Source organism: Saccharopolyspora sp. MMCC62, assembly GCF_057736575.1.
On sequence record NZ_JBYKCM010000005.1, the window covers coordinates 457,980 to 477,298 of the forward strand.

Annotated in this window: 15 protein-coding genes; 11 read left to right on the forward strand and 4 right to left on the reverse strand. The window is 72.3% G+C overall.

What is annotated here, in order from left to right; all coding sequences use genetic code 11:
* Positions 1-327: 327 nt before the first annotated feature.
* The 4 genes from AC29IT_RS15430 to AC29IT_RS15445 all read left to right on the forward strand — a co-directional run bounded on the left by AC29IT_RS15430 (position 328) and on the right by AC29IT_RS15445 (position 6,375).
* The gene (locus AC29IT_RS15430) at positions 328-1,734 is read left to right on the forward strand and encodes a family 2B encapsulin nanocompartment shell protein (protein ID WP_488219137.1); all 1,407 of its coding nucleotides are present in this window, start codon (positions 328-330) and stop codon (positions 1,732-1,734) included.
* Between the two features lie 240 nt (positions 1,735-1,974).
* On the forward strand, positions 1,975-3,855 hold the full coding sequence (locus tag AC29IT_RS15435; protein WP_488219120.1) for a terpene synthase family protein: 1,881 nt from the start codon (positions 1,975-1,977) through the stop codon (positions 3,853-3,855).
* 59 nt (positions 3,856-3,914) lie between these two features.
* The gene (locus AC29IT_RS15440; RefSeq protein WP_488219121.1) at positions 3,915-5,330 is read left to right on the forward strand and encodes a family 2B encapsulin nanocompartment shell protein; all 1,416 of its coding nucleotides are present in this window, start codon (positions 3,915-3,917) and stop codon (positions 5,328-5,330) included.
* A 13-nt stretch (positions 5,331-5,343) separates the two neighbouring features.
* Positions 5,344-6,375: a family 2 encapsulin nanocompartment cargo protein polyprenyl transferase gene (locus AC29IT_RS15445; RefSeq protein WP_358437091.1), complete on the forward strand. Its 1,032-nt coding sequence runs from the start codon at positions 5,344-5,346 to the stop codon at positions 6,373-6,375.
* Between the two features lie 308 nt (positions 6,376-6,683).
* On the opposite strand, the gene AC29IT_RS15450 is transcribed toward AC29IT_RS15445, so the two are convergent.
* Positions 6,684-7,625 carry a sporulation protein gene (locus AC29IT_RS15450; protein ID WP_488219122.1) on the reverse strand — a complete coding sequence of 314 codons (942 nt, stop codon included), beginning with the start codon at positions 7,623-7,625 and terminating at the stop codon, positions 6,684-6,686.
* Between the two features lie 486 nt (positions 7,626-8,111).
* Here AC29IT_RS15450 and AC29IT_RS15455 point away from each other — a divergent pair, with 486 nt between their 5' ends.
* Positions 8,112-9,347, forward strand: coding sequence for an amidohydrolase (locus tag AC29IT_RS15455; RefSeq protein WP_488219123.1), 1,236 nt, complete (start codon positions 8,112-8,114; stop codon positions 9,345-9,347).
* A 261-nt stretch (positions 9,348-9,608) separates the two neighbouring features.
* On the opposite strand, the gene AC29IT_RS15460 is transcribed toward AC29IT_RS15455, so the two are convergent.
* Complete coding sequence (locus AC29IT_RS15460; RefSeq protein ID WP_488219124.1) at positions 9,609-10,373, reverse strand: DUF1295 domain-containing protein; 765 nt, start codon at positions 10,371-10,373, stop codon at positions 9,609-9,611.
* Complete coding sequence (locus AC29IT_RS15465) at positions 10,370-11,659, reverse strand: class I SAM-dependent methyltransferase (protein ID WP_358437102.1); 1,290 nt, start codon at positions 11,657-11,659, stop codon at positions 10,370-10,372. The genes AC29IT_RS15460 and AC29IT_RS15465 overlap by 4 nt, the downstream gene beginning before the upstream one ends.
* Before the next feature lie 117 nt (positions 11,660-11,776).
* On the opposite strand from AC29IT_RS15465, the gene AC29IT_RS15470 reads away from it, so the two are divergent.
* Genes AC29IT_RS15470 through AC29IT_RS15495 form a run of 6 tightly spaced genes read left to right on the forward strand, consistent with a single transcriptional unit; the run spans position 11,777 to position 17,099 of the window.
* The gene (locus tag AC29IT_RS15470; RefSeq protein ID WP_488219125.1) at positions 11,777-12,460 is read left to right on the forward strand and encodes an alpha/beta hydrolase; all 684 of its coding nucleotides are present in this window, start codon (positions 11,777-11,779) and stop codon (positions 12,458-12,460) included.
* Positions 12,457-13,722 (forward strand): NAD(P)/FAD-dependent oxidoreductase, encoded by a 1,266-nt coding sequence (locus AC29IT_RS15475; protein WP_488219126.1) that lies wholly within the window; start codon positions 12,457-12,459, stop codon positions 13,720-13,722. Before AC29IT_RS15470 ends, AC29IT_RS15475 begins: the two co-directional genes overlap by 4 nt.
* The gene (locus tag AC29IT_RS15480; RefSeq protein WP_488219138.1) at positions 13,716-14,456 is read left to right on the forward strand and encodes a DUF1365 domain-containing protein; all 741 of its coding nucleotides are present in this window, start codon (positions 13,716-13,718) and stop codon (positions 14,454-14,456) included. The genes AC29IT_RS15475 and AC29IT_RS15480 overlap by 7 nt, the downstream gene beginning before the upstream one ends.
* Positions 14,453-15,688 carry a class I SAM-dependent methyltransferase gene (locus AC29IT_RS15485; protein WP_358437109.1) on the forward strand — a complete coding sequence of 412 codons (1,236 nt, stop codon included), beginning with the start codon at positions 14,453-14,455 and terminating at the stop codon, positions 15,686-15,688. The genes AC29IT_RS15480 and AC29IT_RS15485 overlap by 4 nt, the downstream gene beginning before the upstream one ends.
* A 59-nt stretch (positions 15,689-15,747) precedes the next feature.
* Positions 15,748-16,347: an ECF RNA polymerase sigma factor SigK gene (gene sigK, locus AC29IT_RS15490; RefSeq protein WP_358437112.1), complete on the forward strand. Its 600-nt coding sequence runs from the start codon at positions 15,748-15,750 to the stop codon at positions 16,345-16,347.
* On the forward strand, positions 16,344-17,099 hold the full coding sequence (locus tag AC29IT_RS15495) for an anti-sigma factor (RefSeq protein ID WP_488219127.1): 756 nt from the start codon (positions 16,344-16,346) through the stop codon (positions 17,097-17,099). Before sigK ends, AC29IT_RS15495 begins: the two co-directional genes overlap by 4 nt.
* A gap of 321 nt (positions 17,100-17,420) precedes the next feature.
* Here AC29IT_RS15495 and ilvD read toward each other — a convergent pair whose 3' ends face one another.
* The gene (ilvD, locus tag AC29IT_RS15500) at positions 17,421-19,130 is read right to left on the reverse strand and encodes a dihydroxy-acid dehydratase (protein ID WP_488219128.1); all 1,710 of its coding nucleotides are present in this window, start codon (positions 19,128-19,130) and stop codon (positions 17,421-17,423) included.
* Positions 19,131-19,319: the final 189 nt, after the last annotated feature.

The following is a 19,319-nucleotide window of genomic DNA, read 5'->3' on the forward strand; positions in this document are numbered from 1 at the left end:
CTTCGGGTGACTGTACGGCCCCATCCGGCGGTGCTAGCGTCTTCTCCGCCAGGAAATGAGCACGTAATTAGCCGATGCCCGGTTTCCACGTCGGCGTCTTTCCATTCACGCGAAAACCAAGCGGAAAACCCAAGCAAAACCAGTCGAAGAATCAGCCTGTTCCCCTCGAACCGGCTGATCGGCGACCCCGCGTCCCGACCGGGCCGGGTCGTCCGAACGCACCGGCACGGCGGCCAGCGATGCCCGCCGCGGTCGAGCACGCCCGCTCCACCGGAGCATTCGGGCGCTTTTCCCAGAACTCGAACGAAAGATTAGGTGGTGTACGTCGTGACCGTGGCGGATTCGGGTGTCGACGAGAACGAGCGGCCGCAGCTGAGCCTGGGCACGGCCGCCGCGCGGAACCTCGCGACGACGACCAAGACCCCACCGCAGATGCAGGGCATCACCTCGCGGTGGCTGCTGCGGATGCTGCCGTGGGTGCAGGCGACCGGCGGGACCTACCGGGTCAACCGCAGGCTCACCTACACGTTGGGCGACGGACGGGTGACCTTCACCAACACCGGCGCCGACGTCCGCGTCATCCCGCAGGAGCTGCGCGAACTGCCGCTGCTGCGCGACTTCGACGACGAGTCGGTGCTCGGCGCGCTCGCCGACCGGTTCGTCCAGCAGAACTTCGAGCCCGGCGACGTCCTCGTCGAGGCCGGGCAGCCGGTGGACCAGGTCTTCCTGCTGGCGCACGGCAAGGTGAACAAGCTCGGCCGCGGCGAGTACGGCGACGACACGGTGCTCGGCGTCCTCGCCAACGGCGAGTACTTCGGCGAGTCCGCGCTGCTCAACGCGGACGGCACCTGGGGCCACACCATCAAGGCCGTCACCTCCGGCACCGTGCTGGCGCTGCGGCACCAGAGCCTGCAGGAGATGAACGCGGCCGAGCCGCTGCGCCAGCACCTCGCGGGCGTCGACACGTCCACCGGCAAACCGCAGAACGAGCACGGCGAAGCCGAGATCGATATCCACTCCGGGCACAGCGGCGAGCCCGCGCTCGGCGGCACCTACGTGGACTACGAGCTCAGCCCCCGCGAGTACGAGCTCAGCGTCGCCCAGACCGTGCTGCGCGTGCACAGCCGCGTCGCCGATCTCTACAACCAGCCGATGAACCAGACCGAGCAGCAGCTGCGGCTCACCATCGAAGCACTCCGCGAACGCCAAGAACACGACCTGCTCAACAACCCCGACTTCGGACTCCTCCACAACGCAGACCTCTCCCAACGCATCCACACCCGCACCGGCCCACCCACCCCCGACGACCTCGACGAACTCCTCTCCACGGTGTGGAAGGAGCCGACGTTCTTCCTGGCGCACCCGCGGGCGATCGCCGCGTTCGGCCGGGAGTGCAGCAAGCGGGGGCTGTACCCGCAGAACGTGGACTTCCAGGGCCACCAGGTCCCGGCGTGGCGGGGCGTCCCGCTGCTGCCGAGCAACAAGATCGGCGTGTCGGACACCCGCACCACCTCGATCATGCTGCTGCGCGCCGGGGAGCAGAACCAGGGCGTGGTCGGCCTGCACCAGACCGGCATCCCGGACGAGTACCAGCCGGGCCTGTCGGTGCGGTTCATGGGCATCAACGAGAGCGCCGTCATCTCGTACCTGGTCAGCACCTACTACTCGGCCGCGGTCCTGGTCCCGGATGCGCTCGGCGTGCTGGAGCACGTCGAGATCGGGCGCGAGGGCTGACCCGGGATGCGGGCCTTGGAGATCCCCGGCACCGGTGCACCGTGCGGTGCACGGCTGAACCCGCACGTGGATCGCGCGCACGCGCTCACCGCACGGTGGGCGCGGGACCAGGGCCTGCTGACGTCCGATGAGGACTTATCCGGTCCTCGCCGGAACGCGGGCGCGGGGAACCCGAGCTCCCCGCACTCCCCCGGCGCGGACCCGGTCGGGTGCGCGCCGGGTCGGGAATCCCCGGGTCCGGTGGCGCACCCGCCGGACGCCACCGGTTCCGGGGTGACCGCGGCCGCCGTGCGGGACCAGGTGCTGCTCTCCGCCTGGACCCATCCCGACGTGCCCGGCGCGGAGCTGGCGCTGATCGCCTGTTTCGAGGTGTGGGCGGCGGCGGTGCGCGGGCACGTCCGGCGCTGCTCGGGTGCGGTGGCCGAGCGCTACGTGGCGGGGCTGCACGAGGTCGTGACCGGTGCGGCCGAATCCCGGGACGCCGCCGATCCCGTCGGCAGGGCGTTGCGCGACCTGCGTGCGCGGGTGGCGCCGTCGTGGCGGCGGCAGGTCGATGCCGCGCTGATCGACCTGCTGCGCGGGCAGGCCGCCGAATCCGCGGGGACGGCGGTGTCCCGGGTGCCCAACCCGATCGACCACTTGGGCGCGGGCCGCACCAGCGGTCCCGGCCCGTGGGCGGCGCGGCTGGTGGCCTACGGGTTGCGGGTGCGGATTCCGCGGCAGGTCGCGGGCAGTGCCGAGTTCCGCGCGGTGCACGACGCGTTCTGCGACGTGGTGCTGCTGCGCACCCGGCGCGCCGGTGCTCCGGAAGAGCCGCGGGCCGAGCTCTCGGACAGCGTCGTGGTGCTGCAGCGGCACTTCGGGCAGTCGCGGGCGCGCGCGCTGGCGATGCTCGAGGACCTGCTGGCGTGGCGCGCGCACCGGTTCGAGGAGCTCACCGGGCCGGAACTTCCCGCGCTGCTGGCGGAATGCGCGGACGGGGCGGAGCGCGACGCGGTGCTGCGCTACGTCCAAGGCCTGCGGGACTGGTCCGCTGGCCTGCTGGCGTGCCGGCCGGACACCGTCGTGCCGACGGCCGGGCCACCGCGACCGGCACCGCGGCGCACCTCGAACCAGGTGCGGCTGCCCGAGTTCTTCATGCCCTTCGACACCCGGCGGAACCCGGGGCTGGACGCGGCCCGGCGGCACACCCGCGAGTGGGCCCGGGAGCACGGCCTGCTGCACGGCGCCAAGCCGTGGACGGCCGCCGCGTTCGACGCCGCGGACTACGCGCTGCTGGCGGCGCTGACCGAACCCGATGCGGCGGCGGACGAATTGGACGCGGCCGCCGACTGGCAGGTGTGGTCCTGGTACGCCGACGACCACCTGCTCGCACGCACCACCGGATTCCGGGACCGGCTCGCGGAACTGCTCCGCCGTGCACCGGAACCGCGGGAACCGTGGGAGCGGGCGCTGCTGGACCTGTGGCGGCGCACCACCGGCGGCCTGGAACCGCGGCGACGCCGCGAATTCGCGGTGCGGCTCGCGGAACGGTTCGACCACCGCCTCGCCGAGGTGCACGGGCCGGAGACGCCCGATCCGCTGGTGCTGCTCGCGTCCCGGCGGCGCAGCTGCGGCGCCGAGTTCACCGCCGCGCTGCTGCGGCACCGGCACGCCGAAGACCTGCCCGCCGAGCTGTTCACCGCCACCCCGATGCGAGTGCTGGTCGAGACGTTCGCCGAAGTCAGCGCCCTGCGCCACGACCTGTTCCGGTACCGGGCGGCTCCCGGCACGACGCGGGCGCCGAACGTGGTGGCGGCGGTGGCGGCGTTCCTCGGCTGCCGGCCGCAGCAGGCGGTGTCGCTCACCGACGACCTGTGCACGGCGCGGCTGCGGCGGTTCGAGTCGGTCGCGCACTGGGAACTTCCCGCGCTCAGCGGCGAATTCGACCTCGATGCGGCCTGCTGCGCACGGCTGGAGCGCTACGTGCGCGGCATGCAGCAGTGGATGGCGGGCGAGCTGCGGTGGGTCTCGGTCACCGGCCGCTACGCGGGCACCGGAGACCGGCCGCGCCGGGTGCGCCGCGCGCTCGGCCGACCCGGGCGTCCGGACGAGCGCTTCCTGCGCCGGGCGCCCGGCTAGTACCCCGGGCCGCCTCCCGGCCCGGTTCTTCCAGCAACGACAACGGGATTGGTGACTGCATGACCCGCGAGACCCACACCGAGGACCCCACGGACGCGGGTTCCGGCACTCGCCCCGCGCTCAGCCTGGGCACCGACGCGGCGCGGAACCTGTCGACCACGACGAAGACCCCGCCGCAGATGCAGGGCATCACGTCCCGCTGGCTGCAACGCACCCTGCCGTGGGTGGAGGCGAGCTCCGGCACCTTCCGGGTGAACCGCCGGTTGACCTACACCCTCGGCGACGGGCGCATCACGTTCGTCAGCACCGGGAAGCACGTGCAGGTGGTGCCGCAGGAACTGCGGGAACTGCCCGCGCTGCGCGAGTTCGACGACGCCGCGGTGCTCGGCGCGCTCGCCGACCGGTTCGTGCAACGCGAGTACGAGGCCGGCGCGGTCCTCGCCGAAGCGGGCGCACCCGTGGACCGGATCCTGCTGCTGGCGCACGGGAAAGCGCACAAGCTGACCCGCGGCGAGTACGGCGACGACGCGGTGCTCGGCATCCTCGCCGACGGGGACCACGCCGGTTCCGGACTGCTCCTCGACCCGGAATCGCGGTGGCCGCACACCGTGAAGACCGCCACGCCGTGCACGGTGCTGGAGCTGCGCGGCGACGTCCTGGCCGAGACCGCGGGCCGCGCCGACGGGCTGCGCGCCCACCTCGACGAGGTGCGGTCGCGTCCGGTGAAGACGCAGAACGAGCACGGCGAAGCCGAGATCGGCATCCACTCCGGGCACAGCGGGGAAGCGATGTTGGGCGGGACGTTCGTCGACTACGAGACCTCGCCGCGCGAGTACGAACTGGCCGTCGCCCAAGCGGTGCTGCGCGTGCACAGCCGGGTGTCCGACCTGTACAGCACGCCGATGGACCAGACCGAGCAGCAGCTGCGGCTCACCATCGAAGCACTCCGCGAACGCCAAGAACACGACCTGCTCAACAACCCCGACTTCGGACTCCTCCACAACGCAGACCTCTCCCAACGCATCCACACCCGCACCGGCCCACCCACCCCCGACGACCTCGACGAACTCCTCTCCAAGCGGCGCAAGACCCGGCTGGTGCTGGCGCATCCCCGGGCCATCGCCGCGTTCCGCCGCGAGTGCAACCGGCGCGGCGTGCTCCCCGACGTGGTGGAGGTCGAAGGCACCAGGGTCACCGGGTGGCGCGGGGTGCCGATGCTGCCCAGCAACAAGATCCCCGTCTCCGAGACCGGCACCACGTCGATCCTCGCGATGCGCACCGGCGCCGATGACAACGGCGTCGTCGGGTTGCGCCAGACCGGGATCCCCGACGAGCACGAACCCGGGCTGAACGTGCGGTTCATGGGGCTGGACGAGCACGCCGTGACGTCCTACCTGGTCAGCACCTACTACTCGGCGGCGGTGCTGGTCCCCGACGCGCTCGGCGTGCTCGAACACGTCGAGACCACCCGGTGAAGGAGCCGCGCAGATGACCGCACATGTGGACGAGGCACGACGGACGGTGGCCGACACGCTGCGCACCGGCCGGGAGCTGCTCGATCCGGCGCTGCGCGCCGCGGTCGGATCGCTGCCGGAGTCGATGCAGCGCATCGTCGGGCACCACTTCGGCTGGAGCGATGAGCACGGTGCACCGGTCGACGAGGACCAGGGCAAGGCGATCCGGCCCACCCTGGTGCTGCTCACCGGGCGGGGCGTCGGCGCCGAGACGCGGCAGGTGCTGCCCGCGGCGGTCGCCGTGGAGCTGGTGCACAACTTCTCGCTGCTGCACGACGACGTGATGGACGGTGACCTCACCCGGCGGCACCGGCCCACCGCCTGGCGGGTGTTCGGGTCCGGTCCGGCGATCCTCGCCGGGGACGCGCTGCTGACGCTCGCCGCGGAGGTGCTCACCAGCAGCGGGCATCCGGCGTCGCTCGCCGGGTTGAAGGAGCTCAACGCCACCGTGCTCGACCTGGTCGACGGGCAGAGCTCCGACATGTCGTTCGAACGGCGCACCGATGTGGCGCTGCCCGAGTGCCTCACGATGGTCGGGGCGAAGACGGGGGCGCTGCTCGGGTGCAGCTGCGCGCTCGGCGGGTTCTTCGGCGGTGCCGGGCCGGAACGGGTGGAGCACCTGCGGCGGTTCGGCTACCGGCTCGGCCTGGCGTTCCAGCTGGTCGACGACATCCTCGGCATCTGGGGGGATCCGGTGGTGACCGGGAAACCGGTGCACTCCGACCTGCGGAACCGGAAGAAGTCGCTGCCCGTGGTGGCCGCGTTGAACTCCGGGACGGCCGCCGGGCGGGAGCTCGGCGAGCTGTACTCGCGGGAGATGTCCGACCAGGACGCGGTGCGGGCGGCGCGGCTGGTGTCGGACTCCGGGGCGCGGGAGTGGAGCCGCGGGCACATCGCCACGTTGGAGGCCGAGGCGCTGCACCACCTCGACGCGGCCGCCCTCGACCCGGGGCCTGCCGCGGAGCTGGCCGCGTTGACGCGGATGTTGACGGGGCGGGAGTTCTGACCCGCCGCCCCTGCGCATGAGTGAACGGACCGTTCGTCCCGTCTAGTTGGGCGAACGGTCCGTTCACTCATGCCCGAAGCCGCCTCCGGGGGCCGCAGCGATGCCGATCACCGCGACCGCGTGATCTGAGTGAACGGACCGTTCGTCCGATCCAGCGAGACGAACGGTCCGTTCGCTCCGGACTCGGTGTGGCGGTGGGCGGGGAGGCGTGTCGGCGCCGGCCCGCGCCCACCTGCCCGGAGGTACGTGGGTGAACGGACCGTTCGTCCCGTCTAGTTGGACGAACGGTCCGTTCACTCCACCCGAGCTCAGTCCTCTTCGCCCTCGCCGTCGTCGTCGAGCACCTCGCCCAGCGCCATGCCGCCGAGTACGCCTGCGCCCGCTCCCAGCGCGGCCCCTGCCGCGACGCCGCCCCAGCCCGGACCGCTGCGCTGCTCCTCGTAGTGCTCGTGCTGCTCGGGGTGGCCACCGCCGAACATGCCGCCGCGCTGGGCGGCCTCCTCGAGCCAGCGGGTCACCTCCGCGACCCAGTCGGTCTGCTCGGCTTCGCCGTGGCTGCGGCGGAACCTCCCGAACGCGTCCTCGCCGGAGCGGAACGGCCCGCCGCGGCGGTCGGCTTCGAGCACGACGTGCAGGCCCTCGGCGTCGGCGACGAAGGTCAGCTCGACCTCGTTGATGCGGTCCCGGTACTGCTCGGGTGCGAAGAACTCGATCTCCTGGAACATCGGCAGCTGCTGGTCGATGCCGTGCAGCCGCCCGATCTCCAGGTCGGTCGACTTGAACTGGAAGCCGAGCGCGCCGAACGCGTCGAGCACCCTGGACTGCGAGGGCAGCGGGACCACGAACAGGCCGTCCAGATCACCCTTGTCCGCGCTCTTCGCGACGACCAGTTCGGTGCGCACCCCGAGTTCGACCCCGGGGAGCTGGGTGCCGTCGACGACGTTGATCGGGATCTCGGCGGGGACGGGGATCGCGAACGGGATCACCTTGTGCTCCCCGTCGCCGACGTGGAAACCCTCCGCGACGACGACCTGCAGGAACTCGATGGTGGCGTCGTGCTGCTCGTCGCCGCGCCCCACCTCGGCGCGGGCTTCGAAGGTGAGGACGATCCGCTCGATGTCGACTTCGTCGTCTGCGGTGACGCGGACCTCACCGGAGAGGGTCGAGCCCGGCTGGACGTGCGGTTCGGAGAACACCGTGTCGACGGTGGGGCCGCCGATTCCGAACGCCCGCAGCATCTTCTTGAACACCAACGCGACCTCCCAGTCGTTTCAAGATCATCATACGAGCCCTCACCCCGCACCCGATCTTGCCCTAATGTCCGTTTCGCCCGCCATCGCCGGGCCGCCGCACCGCGAAGATCCGCCGAATGCCGGAACGCCCGTCCCGGCACGGCACCCACCGCACCCGAAACCGAGTGAACGGACCGTTCGTCCCGTCTAGTTGGGCGAACGGTCCGTTCACTCCCGCCATCCACCGAGAGGGCGGGAGCGAGCCGACGGCCGTCCCCCGGCACCGCCACCGGAACCGGCCGGCCACCGCGGATCCCGAGTGAACGGACCGTTCGTCCAGCTCTACTGGACGAACGGTCCGTTCACTCACATCCGGTGGTGGGGTCGGGGGTGCCGGTGATGAGCTGGTCGCACCGCCCCGGCTGGCCACGGCCGTCGTGGCGGGGGACGGTGTTGACGCCGCGGCGGGTCGTTCGCGGTGACCGAACGCGAGGGAGTCGATGCATGACCGCGGGTCCGTTCCCCGAGCTGGCGAAAGCACTGCCCGAACTGGAGCACTGCTACCTGGACCTGCACCGCCACCCGGAGCTGGCGTTCGCGGAGCACCGCACCGCCGAGGTGGGCGCGCGGGCGCTGCGCGCGGCGGGTTGCGAGGTGACCACGGGCATCGGCGGCACCGGCGTGGTGGGCGTGCTGCGCAGTGGCGACGGTCCGACGGTGCTGCTGCGCGCCGACATGGACGGGTTGCCGCTGCGGGAGCAGACGGGCTTGGAGTACGCGAGCACGGAGGTCACCGACGACGGGGTGCCGGTGGCGCACGCCTGCGGCCACGACATGCACGTGACGTGGCTGCGGGGCGCGGCGCGAGTGCTGGCGGGCCGCCGGGAGGAGTGGTCGGGCACGGTCCTGTTCGTGCTGCAGCCGGCGGAGGAGCACGGCGGCGGCGCGCAGGCGATGGTGGCGGACGGCGTGTTCGACCGGTTCGGCACGCCGGACGTGGTGCTGGGCCAGCACGTCGGTCCGATGCCCGCGGGCCACGTGTTCACCCGCCCGGGGTTGACGATGTCGGCGAGCGATTCGGTGCACGTGCGGATGTTCGGCCGCGGCGGCCACGGTTCGCGACCGGAGACGACGGTGGACCCGGTGGTGCTGGCGGCGGCGACGGTGCTGCGGCTGCAGACGATCGTGTCGCGCGAGGTGGCGGCGACGGAGTCGGCGGTGGTGACGGTGGGCGCGCTGAACGCGGGCAGCAAGGACAACGTGATCCCGGACGAGGCGGAGTTGCAGCTGAGCATCAGGTCGTTCGCGGAGCCGGTGCGGACCCGGGTGCACGAGGCCGTGCGCAGGATCGTGCGCGCGGAGGCGGCGGCAGCGGGCGCTCCGCGCGAACCGGAGTTCACGGAGGTCGATTCCTACCCGGCGACGGTGAACGACGAGGCGGCCACGGAGTCGTTGACGGCCCGGTTCCGCGAGGTCTTCGGTGAGCGGCGGGTGCATCCGGCGCCGGTGGTGACGGGCAGCGAGGACTTCGGGGTGTTCGGTGCGGCGTGCGGGGCGCCGTCGGTGTTCTGGTTCGTCGGCGGGGTGGACGCGGAGCGCTTCGCGGCCGCGTCGGAGGCGGGTACGGCGGAGCAGGACGTGCCGTCGAACCATTCGCCGCAGTTCGCCCCGCAGCTGCACCCGACGCTGTCGGCCGGGGTGGAGACCCTGGTGGCGGCGGCGTTGCACCACCTGGACTGACCGCGCTCGGGTGACCTCCGCTCGGGTTCACGGCAGGCTCGCCCCAGGCCCCCGGCCCGGGTTACCGGAGCCTCGGTTTCCCGGTCCGGGTGCACCGCGGGTCTGGGTGCACCGCAGGTCCGGGTGCACCGCAGGTCCGGGTGCACCGCAGGTCCGGGTGCACCGCAGGTCCGGGTGCACCGCAGACCCGAACTCACCGCGGCGGATCCAGGTTCACACCGCAGCCCCGCACTCACCAGAACCCCGGCCCCGCCCCCACCATCACCGCCGAGGCGGCAGCGGCAGGAACCCGCTGGTGCGCTCGACGTAATCGGCGTACGCGGGCCGCCGTTCCCGCATCCCCTTCTCCAGCAGCGGTTTCCCGGTGCCGCGCGCGAGCAGCCAGGTCATGACGAGCGGCGAGAGCAGCGTCGCCGCCCCGACCCAGCTGTGGCAGGCCAGCAGGTACAGCCCCCACCACACGCAGGCGTCCCCGAAGTAGTTGGGATGCCGGGTGTACCGCCACAGCCCGCGGTCCAGGACGCGCCCGGAGTTGGCGGAGTCGGCGCGGAACCGGCTGAGCTGCGCGTCGCCCACGGTCTCGAAGCCGAATCCGAGCAGCCACACCACCACCCCGGCCCAGCCGAGCACTCCGAGCTCGCCGGGGAAGGCGATGGCGGCTTGCACGGGCAGCGACACGAACCACATCACGAGCCCCTGCACCAGGTACACGCGCAGGAACATGAGCAGTCCGACCCGCTCGCCGTAGCGCTGCGCCATCTCCTGGTAGCGGCCGTCCTCCGCCTTGCCGGAGTTGCGGTAGTGCAGGTGCGTGGACAGCCGCACCCCCCACACGACGGTCAGCGCGGTGGCGGTCCACCCGGCGGCGGACCCGGTTCCGGTGAACGCGCAGCAGAGCGCGATCACCGCGAATCCGGCTCCCCACACCGAGTCGATGGTGTCGTAGCGCTTGCGCCACCGGGCGATGCCGTAGGTGACGAGCACGGTGGCCAGCGCCGCGGCGGGGGCGACGAGGAAGGCGTTCATCGGGCGGCTCCGGCGAGCGCGGTGGCGGCACCTCGTCCGTCCACTGTGGTCTTGGTGGCGAGGATCTGGTTGACGCCCATGCGGTTCTCCTCGAACGCGAGTCCGCCACCGGCGAGGTAGAGCCGCCAGATGCGGACCTGTTCGGCTCCGAGCAGCGCGACGGCCCGCTCCTGGTCGCGGTCGAGCGTCCGCGCCCATTCTTCGACGGTGCGGGTGTAGTGCTCGCGCATGGCCTGCACGTCGCGGACCTCCAGCCCGGCGCGTTCGAGGTGGTCGAGGGTGCGGCCGATGGGCACCATGCTCATGTCGGCGGCGATGTAGGCCTCGATGAACGCGCCGCCACCGGGGGCGTCACCCGCCCGGGACATCTGCTGGATGAGCAGGTTCCCACCGGGCCGCAGCATGCGGTGCAGGGTGGCCGCGTACACCGGGTACTGGGCTTCGCCGACGTGCTCGCCCATTTCGACGGAGGCGACGGCGTCGAACGGTTCGCCGTCGATCTCCCGGTAGTCCTGCAGCCGCACGTCGACCTTCCCGCGGAGGCCGAGCTCGTCGATGCGGCTCTGGATGTGCGCGGCCTGCTGCGCCGACAGGGTGACGCCGGTGGCGTGCACCCCGTGGTGCAGGGCGGCGTGCAGGATGAGCGATCCCCAGCCGCAGCCGACGTCGAGGAGCCGGTCGCCGTCGCCGAGCCGCAGCTTGCGGCAGATCAGGTCGAGCTTGTCCCGCTGCGCTTCGGCGAGCCCGTAGTCCGCGCCGTCCCCCGTCCAGTACCCGGACGAGTAGGCCATGCTGGGGTCGAGCAGCAGTTCGTAGAACTCGTTGCCGGTGTCGTAGTGGTGGGCGATCACCGCGCGGTCCCGGGACCGGCTGTGCAGCCTGCCCGCGAGCTTCGCCTCCCCGGCGGGCGGCGCGGGCCGGAGCCCGACGGCGCCGAGCGCGACGGCTTCGCCCAGCAGCCGCCGCCACTGCGCGGGACCGAACCGCACCGCGCGGGTGCGCTGCGCGCGGATCGCCGACCAGCAGCGGCGGAGCCCGTCGGTGAGGTCGCCGCGCACTTCGAGGTCACCGCTGACGTAGGCGCGGGCGAGGCCGAGCTCCCCGGGCCGGTACAGCACGTGCCGCAGGGCGCGGCGGTTGCGCAGCACCACGCGCGGCCCGTCCTCGGGTCCTGCGGTGCTGCCGTCCCAGGCGGTGAGCCCCACCGGCAGCGGGATGCCGATGAGGTCGCGCACGGCGCGTTCGATCCGGTGGGCCGCTCCGCGCGGCTTGCGCTGTTCGGACACACGAACCCCTTCCTTGGTCTGCTGCGGTGCGTTCGGAGCGCGGCCACCCGCGGATCGGTCGTTGTGATCCGACGCACATCGACCAAACCGGTTCGGGTGGTGTTCCGAACCGGGGACATGCAGATCCAGCAGCGTCCCGGAGATCCGCCGGGGAGGCACGAGCGGCGGCCGTCGGTGCGCGTCCTGCGGTCCCGCGCGGACGAGCCGCGGACGGTGGTCCTCGTGCTGCACGGCGGGCGCGCCACCAGCGACGAACCGGTGCGCACCCATCAGCTCGCCTACCAGCGGATGCACGCGGTGGCGCGGTCGGTGCGGCGGGCCGCGGCGGGTAGCGCGGTGCACGTGTGGTTGCTGCGCAACCGGGTCCGGGGCTGGAACGAGCCGCGGCTGGACGCGCTGGCCGACGCCCGGTGGGCGTTGCGGCGCGTCGAGGAGCAGCACCCGGGCGCCCGGGTGCTGCTGGTCGGGCATTCGCTCGGCGGCCGGGTCGCGTTGCGGCTGGCGGGCGAGGAGCGGGTGCGCGGGGTGTGCGCGCTGGCGCCGTGGGTGGAGCCGGGCGAGCCGGTGGAGCAGCTCGCGGGCTGCGAGGTGCTGATCGCGCACGGCGATGCCGACCGGGTCACCTCGCCCGCCGAGTCGGCCGATTTCGCGCGCCGCGCGCTGCAGCTGCCGAGCCCGCCTGCGTTGACGTACGTGCGCGTGCCCGGCGCGGGCCACGCCATGCTGCGCCGCTGGACCGAGTGGGAGGCGCTGACGAGGCGTTTCGCCCGCGCACTGATCGTCGAGGAGGAGCTGCGATGAGCGGCACCGTGGCCGTGGTCGGCGCCGGGGTTTCCGGGCTCACCGCCGCGTACCTGTTGCAGCGCAACCACCGGGTGCTGCTGTTCGAGGCCGACGACCGGCTGGGCGGGCACGCGCACACGCACCGGTTGCGCAGCGCGGACGGGCGCGTGGTGCCGGTGGACAGCGGGTTCATCGTGCACAACGAGCGCACCTATCCGAACCTGCTTCGGCTGTTCGGGGAGCTGGGGGTGCGGACCGCGGAGACCGAGATGTCGATGAGCGTGTCCTGCGACGGGTGCGGCCTGGAGTACGCGGGGGCGCGGCGGCTGGACGGGTTGTTCGCGCAGCGCGGCAATGTGGTGCGCCCGCGCTACCTGGCGATGCTGGCGCAGGTGGTCCGGTTCCACCGGGCCGCGAACCGGCTGCTGGACGAGCCGGGCGAGTCGGCGGACTCGGTGACGTTGGGCGATTTCATGGGGAGTCAGGGGTTCTCGCGGTACTTCGTGGACCATTTCGCGCTGCCGCTGGTGTCCGCGGTGTGGTCGGCGGACTTCGAGGTGAGCAAGCGGTACCCGGCGCGCTACCTGTTCGAGTTCCTGCGCCACCACGGCATGTTGTCGGTGGGCGATTCGCCGACGTGGCGCACCGTCTCGGGTGGTTCCGCCGAGTACGTGTCGCGCGCGGCGCAGCGGCTGTCGGCGGTGCACGTGAGCACCCCGGTGCGGTCCGTGTCGCGGTTCCCGGACCGGGTGGAGGTCCGCGACGCGCAGGACCGGGTGCACGAGGTGGACCGGGTGGTGCTGGCCTGCCACGCCGACCAGTCGCTGGCGCTGCTGGCCGATCCGACTCCGGCGGAGGCGAAGGTGCTGGGTGCGTTCGGCTATTCGGAGAACGAGACGTGGCTGCACACCGATGCGGGCGTGCTGCCGCGCGCGGCGGGCGCGCGGGCGTCGTGGAACCACCACAAGCCGAGCTGCGCCGCCGATCCGGGGCACGTGCTGGTCAGCTACGACATGAACCGGTTGATGCGGCTGGCGGAACCGGAGGACTACCTGGTGACGCTGAACCCGGCGGGCCGGGTCCGCCCGGAGCGGGCGCTGGCCCGGATGCACTACCGGCACCCGATCTACACGCCGGATTCCGTTGCGGCGCAACGACACCTGCCCGAGCTGGGCGATGCGCGCACCCGCTTCGCCGGCGCCTACCACGGGTGGGGGTTCCACGAGGACGGCTGCGCCAGCGGGGTGCGCGCCGCCGAGGCGTTCGGGGCGGGCTGGTGAGCGCCGCGGCCGTTCCGGCGCTGTACCACGGGGACGTGGTGCACGTCCGGCACGGCGACGCCGGGAACCGGTTCCGGCATCCGCTGTACACGTGGCTGGTCGACCTGGACGCGCTGCCCCGGCCGCCGTGGTGGCTGCGCCCGCTGGCGCGGTTCGACGCGCGCGACCACCTGGGCGATCCGCGGCGCGGCATCCGGGAGAACCTGGAGCGCTGGCTGGCGTTGCGCGGGGTCGAGCTGGACGGTGGCCGGGTGCTGATGCTGGCGCACGCCCGCGTCCTCGGGCACGTGTTCAACCCGATCACCGTGTACTGGTGCCACCGGCTCGACGGTTCGGTGCGCTGCGTCGTCGCCGAAGTGCACAACACCTACGGGGAACGGCACGCCTACCTGCTGCACCCCGACGAATCCGGTCGGGCCGAGGTGGGCAAGGAGTTCTACGTGTCCCCGTTCCTGCCGGAGCACGGCCGCTACGAGATGCGGGTCCGCCCGCCCGGCGAACGCCTGCACCTGCGGATCCGGCTGCGCGACGAGCACCGGCCGCTGCTGACCGCGGTGTTCACCGGAGTCCGCGAACCCGCGACCACCCGCGCGGTGGTGCGGGCCGCGCTGCGCCGCCCGCTGGTGCCGCAGCGGGTGTCCGCGCTGATCCGCAAGCACGGGATCTCGTTGTGGCTGCGCGGGTTCCGCATCGTCCCCCGACGTCCCCACCTGCACCAGGAAGGCATCCGATGAGCATCACCGTCCAACCCGCCACCCAACTGGGACCGTGGGATTCGATCGGGCCCGCCCCGCACTCGCCGGTGCGCGCGCACTTCGCCGAACGGCTGTTCCGGTACGCGGTGCGGAACCTGCCGGTCCGCGTCGCCCTCGCCGGCGGGGAGCGGATCGGCGCGGGCGGGCCGGGCTCGCCGCTGATGCGGATCCTCGACCCGGCCGCGTTCTTCCACCGGCTCGGCGCCGACTCGAAGATCGGGTTCGGCGAGTCGTTCGTGGCCGGGGAGTGGGACAGCCCGGACCCGGCGGAGCTGCTCACCCCGTTCGCCGAACGCCTCGCGAACCTGGTGCCCGCACCGCTGCAGACCCTCCGGCGCTGGGTCGACGCGCCCAAACCGGGTGCGGAGCGCAACACCACCAGCGGCTCGCGGCGCAACATCGAACGGCACTACGACCTGTCCAACGACGTGTTCGCCGCGTTCCTCGACGAGACCATGACCTATTCGTCGGCGATGTTCACACCCGGCACCGACGACCTCGCCGACGCGCAGCGCACCAAGATGGACCGGGTCCTCGACCTCGCCGGGGTCCGCTCCGGAACCCGGCTGCTGGAGATCGGCACCGGTTGGGGCGCGCTCGCGATCCGCGCCGCCTCGCGGGGCGCGCAGGTCACCACCCTCACCCTGTCCGCCGAGCAGAAGGAGCTCGCCGAGAAGCGCATCGCCGCCGCCGGGCTCACCGACCGCGTCGACGTGCAGCTGCGCGACTACCGGCACGCGGAGGGCGGCTACGACGCGATCATCAGCGTCGAGATGATCGAAGCGGTCGGCTCCGAGTACTGGCCCGGCTACTTCGCCGCGCTGGACCGGCTGCTCGTGCCCGGCGGCCGCATCGGGTTGCAGGCCATCACCATGCCGCACGACCGGATGCTCGCCAGCCGCCGCTCGCACACCTGGATCCACAAGTACATCTTCCCCGGCGGCGAGATCCCCTCCCTGCGAGCGATCGAAGAGACCGTGCGCGACCACACCGGTCTGCGCGGCACCGGGCGTCACTCGTTCGGGCCCGACTACGCGGCCACGCTGCGGGCCTGGGGCGACACGTTCCAGCACCGCTGGGACGACATCGCCGCGCTCGGCTTCAGCGAACGGTTCCGCCGCACCTGGGAGTTCTACCTCGCCTACAGCGAAGCCGGCTTCCGCTCCGGGTACCTCGACGTGTGGCAGCTCGGCTTCCGCAAACCCGCCTGACCACGCCGCCCGACCAGCGGCGGTGCACACTCGGCACGATCCCGGTGAAGGGACCCGGCATGCAGGAACGACCGCACTCCAGACCGCAGCGGTGGACACCGCCGCCCGACGAGGGGCCCGACGCGCGGGCGCTCATCGCCGAGGTCGCCAAAGGTGACGAACGCGCCTTCGAGCAGCTCTACGACCTGCTCGCGGGCTCGCTGCTCGCCATGATCCAGCGAGTGGTGCGCGACGCCGCCCAATCCGAAGAGGTCGCGCAGGAAGTCCTCGTCGAGGTGTGGCGCAGCGCCACCCACTACCGGCCGGAACTCGGCAGCGTGCAGACCTGGGTGTTCACCCTCGCGCACCGGCGCGCCGTCGACCGCGTCCGCTCCGCCCAAGCCGGGCGGGACCGCGAAGCCCGCGTCGGCGCCCAGCAGCACGGCCGACCGTTCGACGAGGTCAGCGAATCCGTCACCACCCGGTGGGAGCAGCGGCAGGTGCGGCGCTGCCTCACCGCCCTCACCGAGCTGCAGCGGGAATCCGTGCTGCTCACCTACTACCGCGGCTACACCTACCGGGAAGCCGCCGGCCTGCTCGAAGCGCCCGCGTCCACCGTGAAGACCCGGCTGCGGGACGGGCTGATCCGACTGCGCGACTGCCTGGGGGTGGGCCGATGAGCACCGACCTGGCCACGTTGACCGGCGCTTATGCCGTCGACGCGCTGCCCGACGACGAACGCGCCGAGTTCGAGGCGCACCTGACCAGCTGCGAGGACTGCCGCCGCGAAGTCCTGGAGCTGCGCGAAGCCGCGGCCCGGCTCGGCTCGGCCGAACACGCCACGCCGCCCGACACGCTCAAGCAGCGGGTGCTCGCCGAGATCGCCCAGACCCGGCAGGACCCGCCGCCGCCCGCCGACCTCGCCGCGCACGCCGCCAAGCGCCGCCGCCGGTACTCGTGGGCGACCCGGCTCTCCGTCGCGGCTGCCGCCGTCGGCGTCGCCCTCGCCGCCGTGTTCGGCGTCGTCGCCGTCCGCGCCCAGCAGGAACTCGACGCCGCCCGCGACCGGATGACCACCGCCGGGGCGCGCGGAGCCGAGATCTCCGCCATGTTGCAGGCCCCCGACGCCCAGGTGATCAACATGCCCGGGCCGGGCGGGATGCGCGCCACCACCGTGCTGTCCCACGAACAAGGCAAGGCGATGTTCATGGCGAGCGGCATGGCACCGCCGCCCGACGATCGCGCCTACCAGGTGTGGTTCATCGAACCGGGCGGCACCGCCACCTCCGCGGGCATGCTCGCCGCGGCCGGCACCGAACCCCTCGTCGCCACCATGCCCCCCGACACCGCCCACCTGGGCGTGACGGTGGAACCGGCGGGTGGCTCACCGGCGCCCACGACGGCGCCGATCCTCATGCTCCCCACCACCTGACCCGAGTGAACGGACCGTTCGTCCGACGCTTTCGGAGTGAACGGACCGCTCGTCCCATCTAGTTGGGCGAACGGTCCGTTCACTCACGTCGAGTCGGGGCGCGGCCGGCGGCGGGGGCTGTCCCGGAACGCCCCGCCGTTCCCCGCTCCCCGTTCCCGAGTGAACGGACCGTTGCTCCCACCTTTCGAAGTGAACGGACCATTCGTCGCATCTAGTCGGTCGAACGGTCCGTTCACTCATCTCCGGGTGTGGCGGTGGCCGGGGCTCTGGAGCGCCGGGTGAACGGCCCGTTCGTCCGGATAGATCGGTCGAACGGTCCGTTCACTCCGGGTGGGTGGGGTGGCAGGGGGCTCCTTCGGAGGCCGAGCCGACCAGGGCCGCGTACTTCGCCAGGACGCCGGTGCGGAGCGTCGGGCGAGGTTTGCTCCAGGCGGCTCGGCGGTCGGTCAGTTCTGCGTCGGAGACCTGGAGGTCCAGGGTCCGCGCGGCGAGGTCCAGGTGGATCGGATCGCCGTCGCGGATCAGCGCGATCGGCCCGCCGTCCGCGGCTTCGGGAGCGACGTGGCCGATGCACAGGCCGGTGGTGCCGCCGGAGAACCGTCCGTCGGTGAGCAGCAGCACGTCCTTGCCCAGCCCGGCTCCCTTGATCGCGCCCGTCACCGCCAGCATCTCCCGCATCCCGGGCCCACCGCGCGGACCCTCGTAGCGGATCACCACCACGTCCCCCGGTCCCAGCGTTCCCTGCTCGACCGCGTCCATCGCGCCTTGTTCCCCGTCGAACACGCGGGCCGTCCCGCTGAACGTGCTGGTGTCGAACCCGGCGCTCTTCACGACGGCGCCCTGCGGGGCGAGCGAACCGCGCAGGATCGTCACGCCGCCCGTCGGGTGCAGCGGGTTCGACAGCTGCCGCAGCACCTCCCCGTCCAGCTCGGGCGGGTCGAGCTCCGCCAGGTTCTCGGCGAGCGTGCGGCCGGTGACGGTGAGGCAGTCGCCGTGCACCAGCCCCGCGTCGAGCAGCGCCTTCAGCACCACGGGAACGCCGCCGATCCGATCGACCGCGGGCATCACGTGCCTGCCGAACGGCTTCACGTCGGCCAGGTGCGGAACCCGGTCGCCGATCCGGTTGAAGTCCTCCAGCCGCAGGTCCACTTCGGCTTCGCGGGCGATGGCCAGCAGGTGCAGCACCGCGTTGGTCGACCCGCCGAACGCCATCACCACGGCGATGGCGTTCTCGAACGCTTCCTTGGTGAGGATGTCCCGAACCGTCAACCCTCGTTCCAGCAGGCCCACCACCGCCCGACCGGCGTCGCTAGCGCTCGTGTCGCGGCGCCGGTCCACCGACGGCGGGCTCGCCGAGCCGGGGAGCGACATGCCGAGCGCTTCCGCGGCGCACGCCATCGTGTTCGCCGTGTACATCCCGCCGCAGGCACCTTCACCCGGGCAGATGGCGCGTTCGATGCGCTCCACCTCGTCCTCGCCGATGAGACCCCGCGCGCACGCACCGACCGCTTCGAACGCGTCGATGATCGTCACTTCTCGGCCGTCCACCTTCCCCGGCATCGTCGACCCCGCGTAGACGAACACCGAGGCGAGGCCCAGCCGTGCCGCGGCCATCAGCATGCCGGGCAGGCTCTTGTCGCAGCCGGCGAGCAGCACCGAGCCGTCGAGCCGTTCGGCCTGCATGACCGTCTCCACCGAGTCCGCGATGATCTCGCGGGACACCAGGGAGTAGTGCATGCCGACATGACCCATCGAGATCGCGTCGGACACGGAGATCGTGCCGAACTCCATCGGGAATCCGCCGGCCGCGCGCACCCCGTCCTTGCCCGCCTGCGCCAATCGTTGCAGCGACAGGTTGCACGGGGTGATCTCGTTCCACGACGAGGCCACCCCGATCTGAGGTTTGGCGAAGTCCTCGTCGCCCATGCCGACCGCTCGCAACATGCCGCGCGCGGGAGCCCGTTCGACCCCGTCGGTGACGTCGCGGCTGCGTGGTTTCAGGTCCGGTTCGCTGTGCTCGCCATTACTCATCCGGCCGACTCTAACCCCGGTGGCATCCTCGGACCTGGCACCGAACCCGTCTCCGGACATGACGAAGGCCCGGCTCCCGGGAGGTGTCACCACCACCCAGGAACCAGGCCCTGGAAATGCAGGAACGCCCCGGAACCAAGTTCCGGGGCGTTCCCCTCTTTACGAGTATTGTCGGCGGTGTCCTACTCT

Coding starts and splice junctions, on each gene's coding strand:
- AC29IT_RS15440 (WP_488219121.1), top strand. CDS start 3,915: ATGACCCGCGAGACCCACACCGAGGACCCCACGGACGCGGGTTCCGGC.
- AC29IT_RS15445 (WP_358437091.1), top strand. CDS start 5,344: ATGACCGCACATGTGGACGAGGCACGACGGACGGTGGCCGACACGCTG.
- AC29IT_RS15455 (WP_488219123.1), top strand. CDS start 8,112: ATGACCGCGGGTCCGTTCCCCGAGCTGGCGAAAGCACTGCCCGAACTG.
- AC29IT_RS15460 (WP_488219124.1), bottom strand. CDS start 10,373: ATGAACGCCTTCCTCGTCGCCCCCGCCGCGGCGCTGGCCACCGTGCTC.
- AC29IT_RS15470 (WP_488219125.1), top strand. CDS start 11,777: ATGCAGATCCAGCAGCGTCCCGGAGATCCGCCGGGGAGGCACGAGCGG.
- AC29IT_RS15475 (WP_488219126.1), top strand. CDS start 12,457: ATGAGCGGCACCGTGGCCGTGGTCGGCGCCGGGGTTTCCGGGCTCACC.
- AC29IT_RS15485 (WP_358437109.1), top strand. CDS start 14,453: ATGAGCATCACCGTCCAACCCGCCACCCAACTGGGACCGTGGGATTCG.
- sigK (WP_358437112.1), top strand. CDS start 15,748: ATGCAGGAACGACCGCACTCCAGACCGCAGCGGTGGACACCGCCGCCC.
- AC29IT_RS15495 (WP_488219127.1), top strand. CDS start 16,344: ATGAGCACCGACCTGGCCACGTTGACCGGCGCTTATGCCGTCGACGCG.
- ilvD (WP_488219128.1), bottom strand. CDS start 19,130: ATGAGTAATGGCGAGCACAGCGAACCGGACCTGAAACCACGCAGCCGC.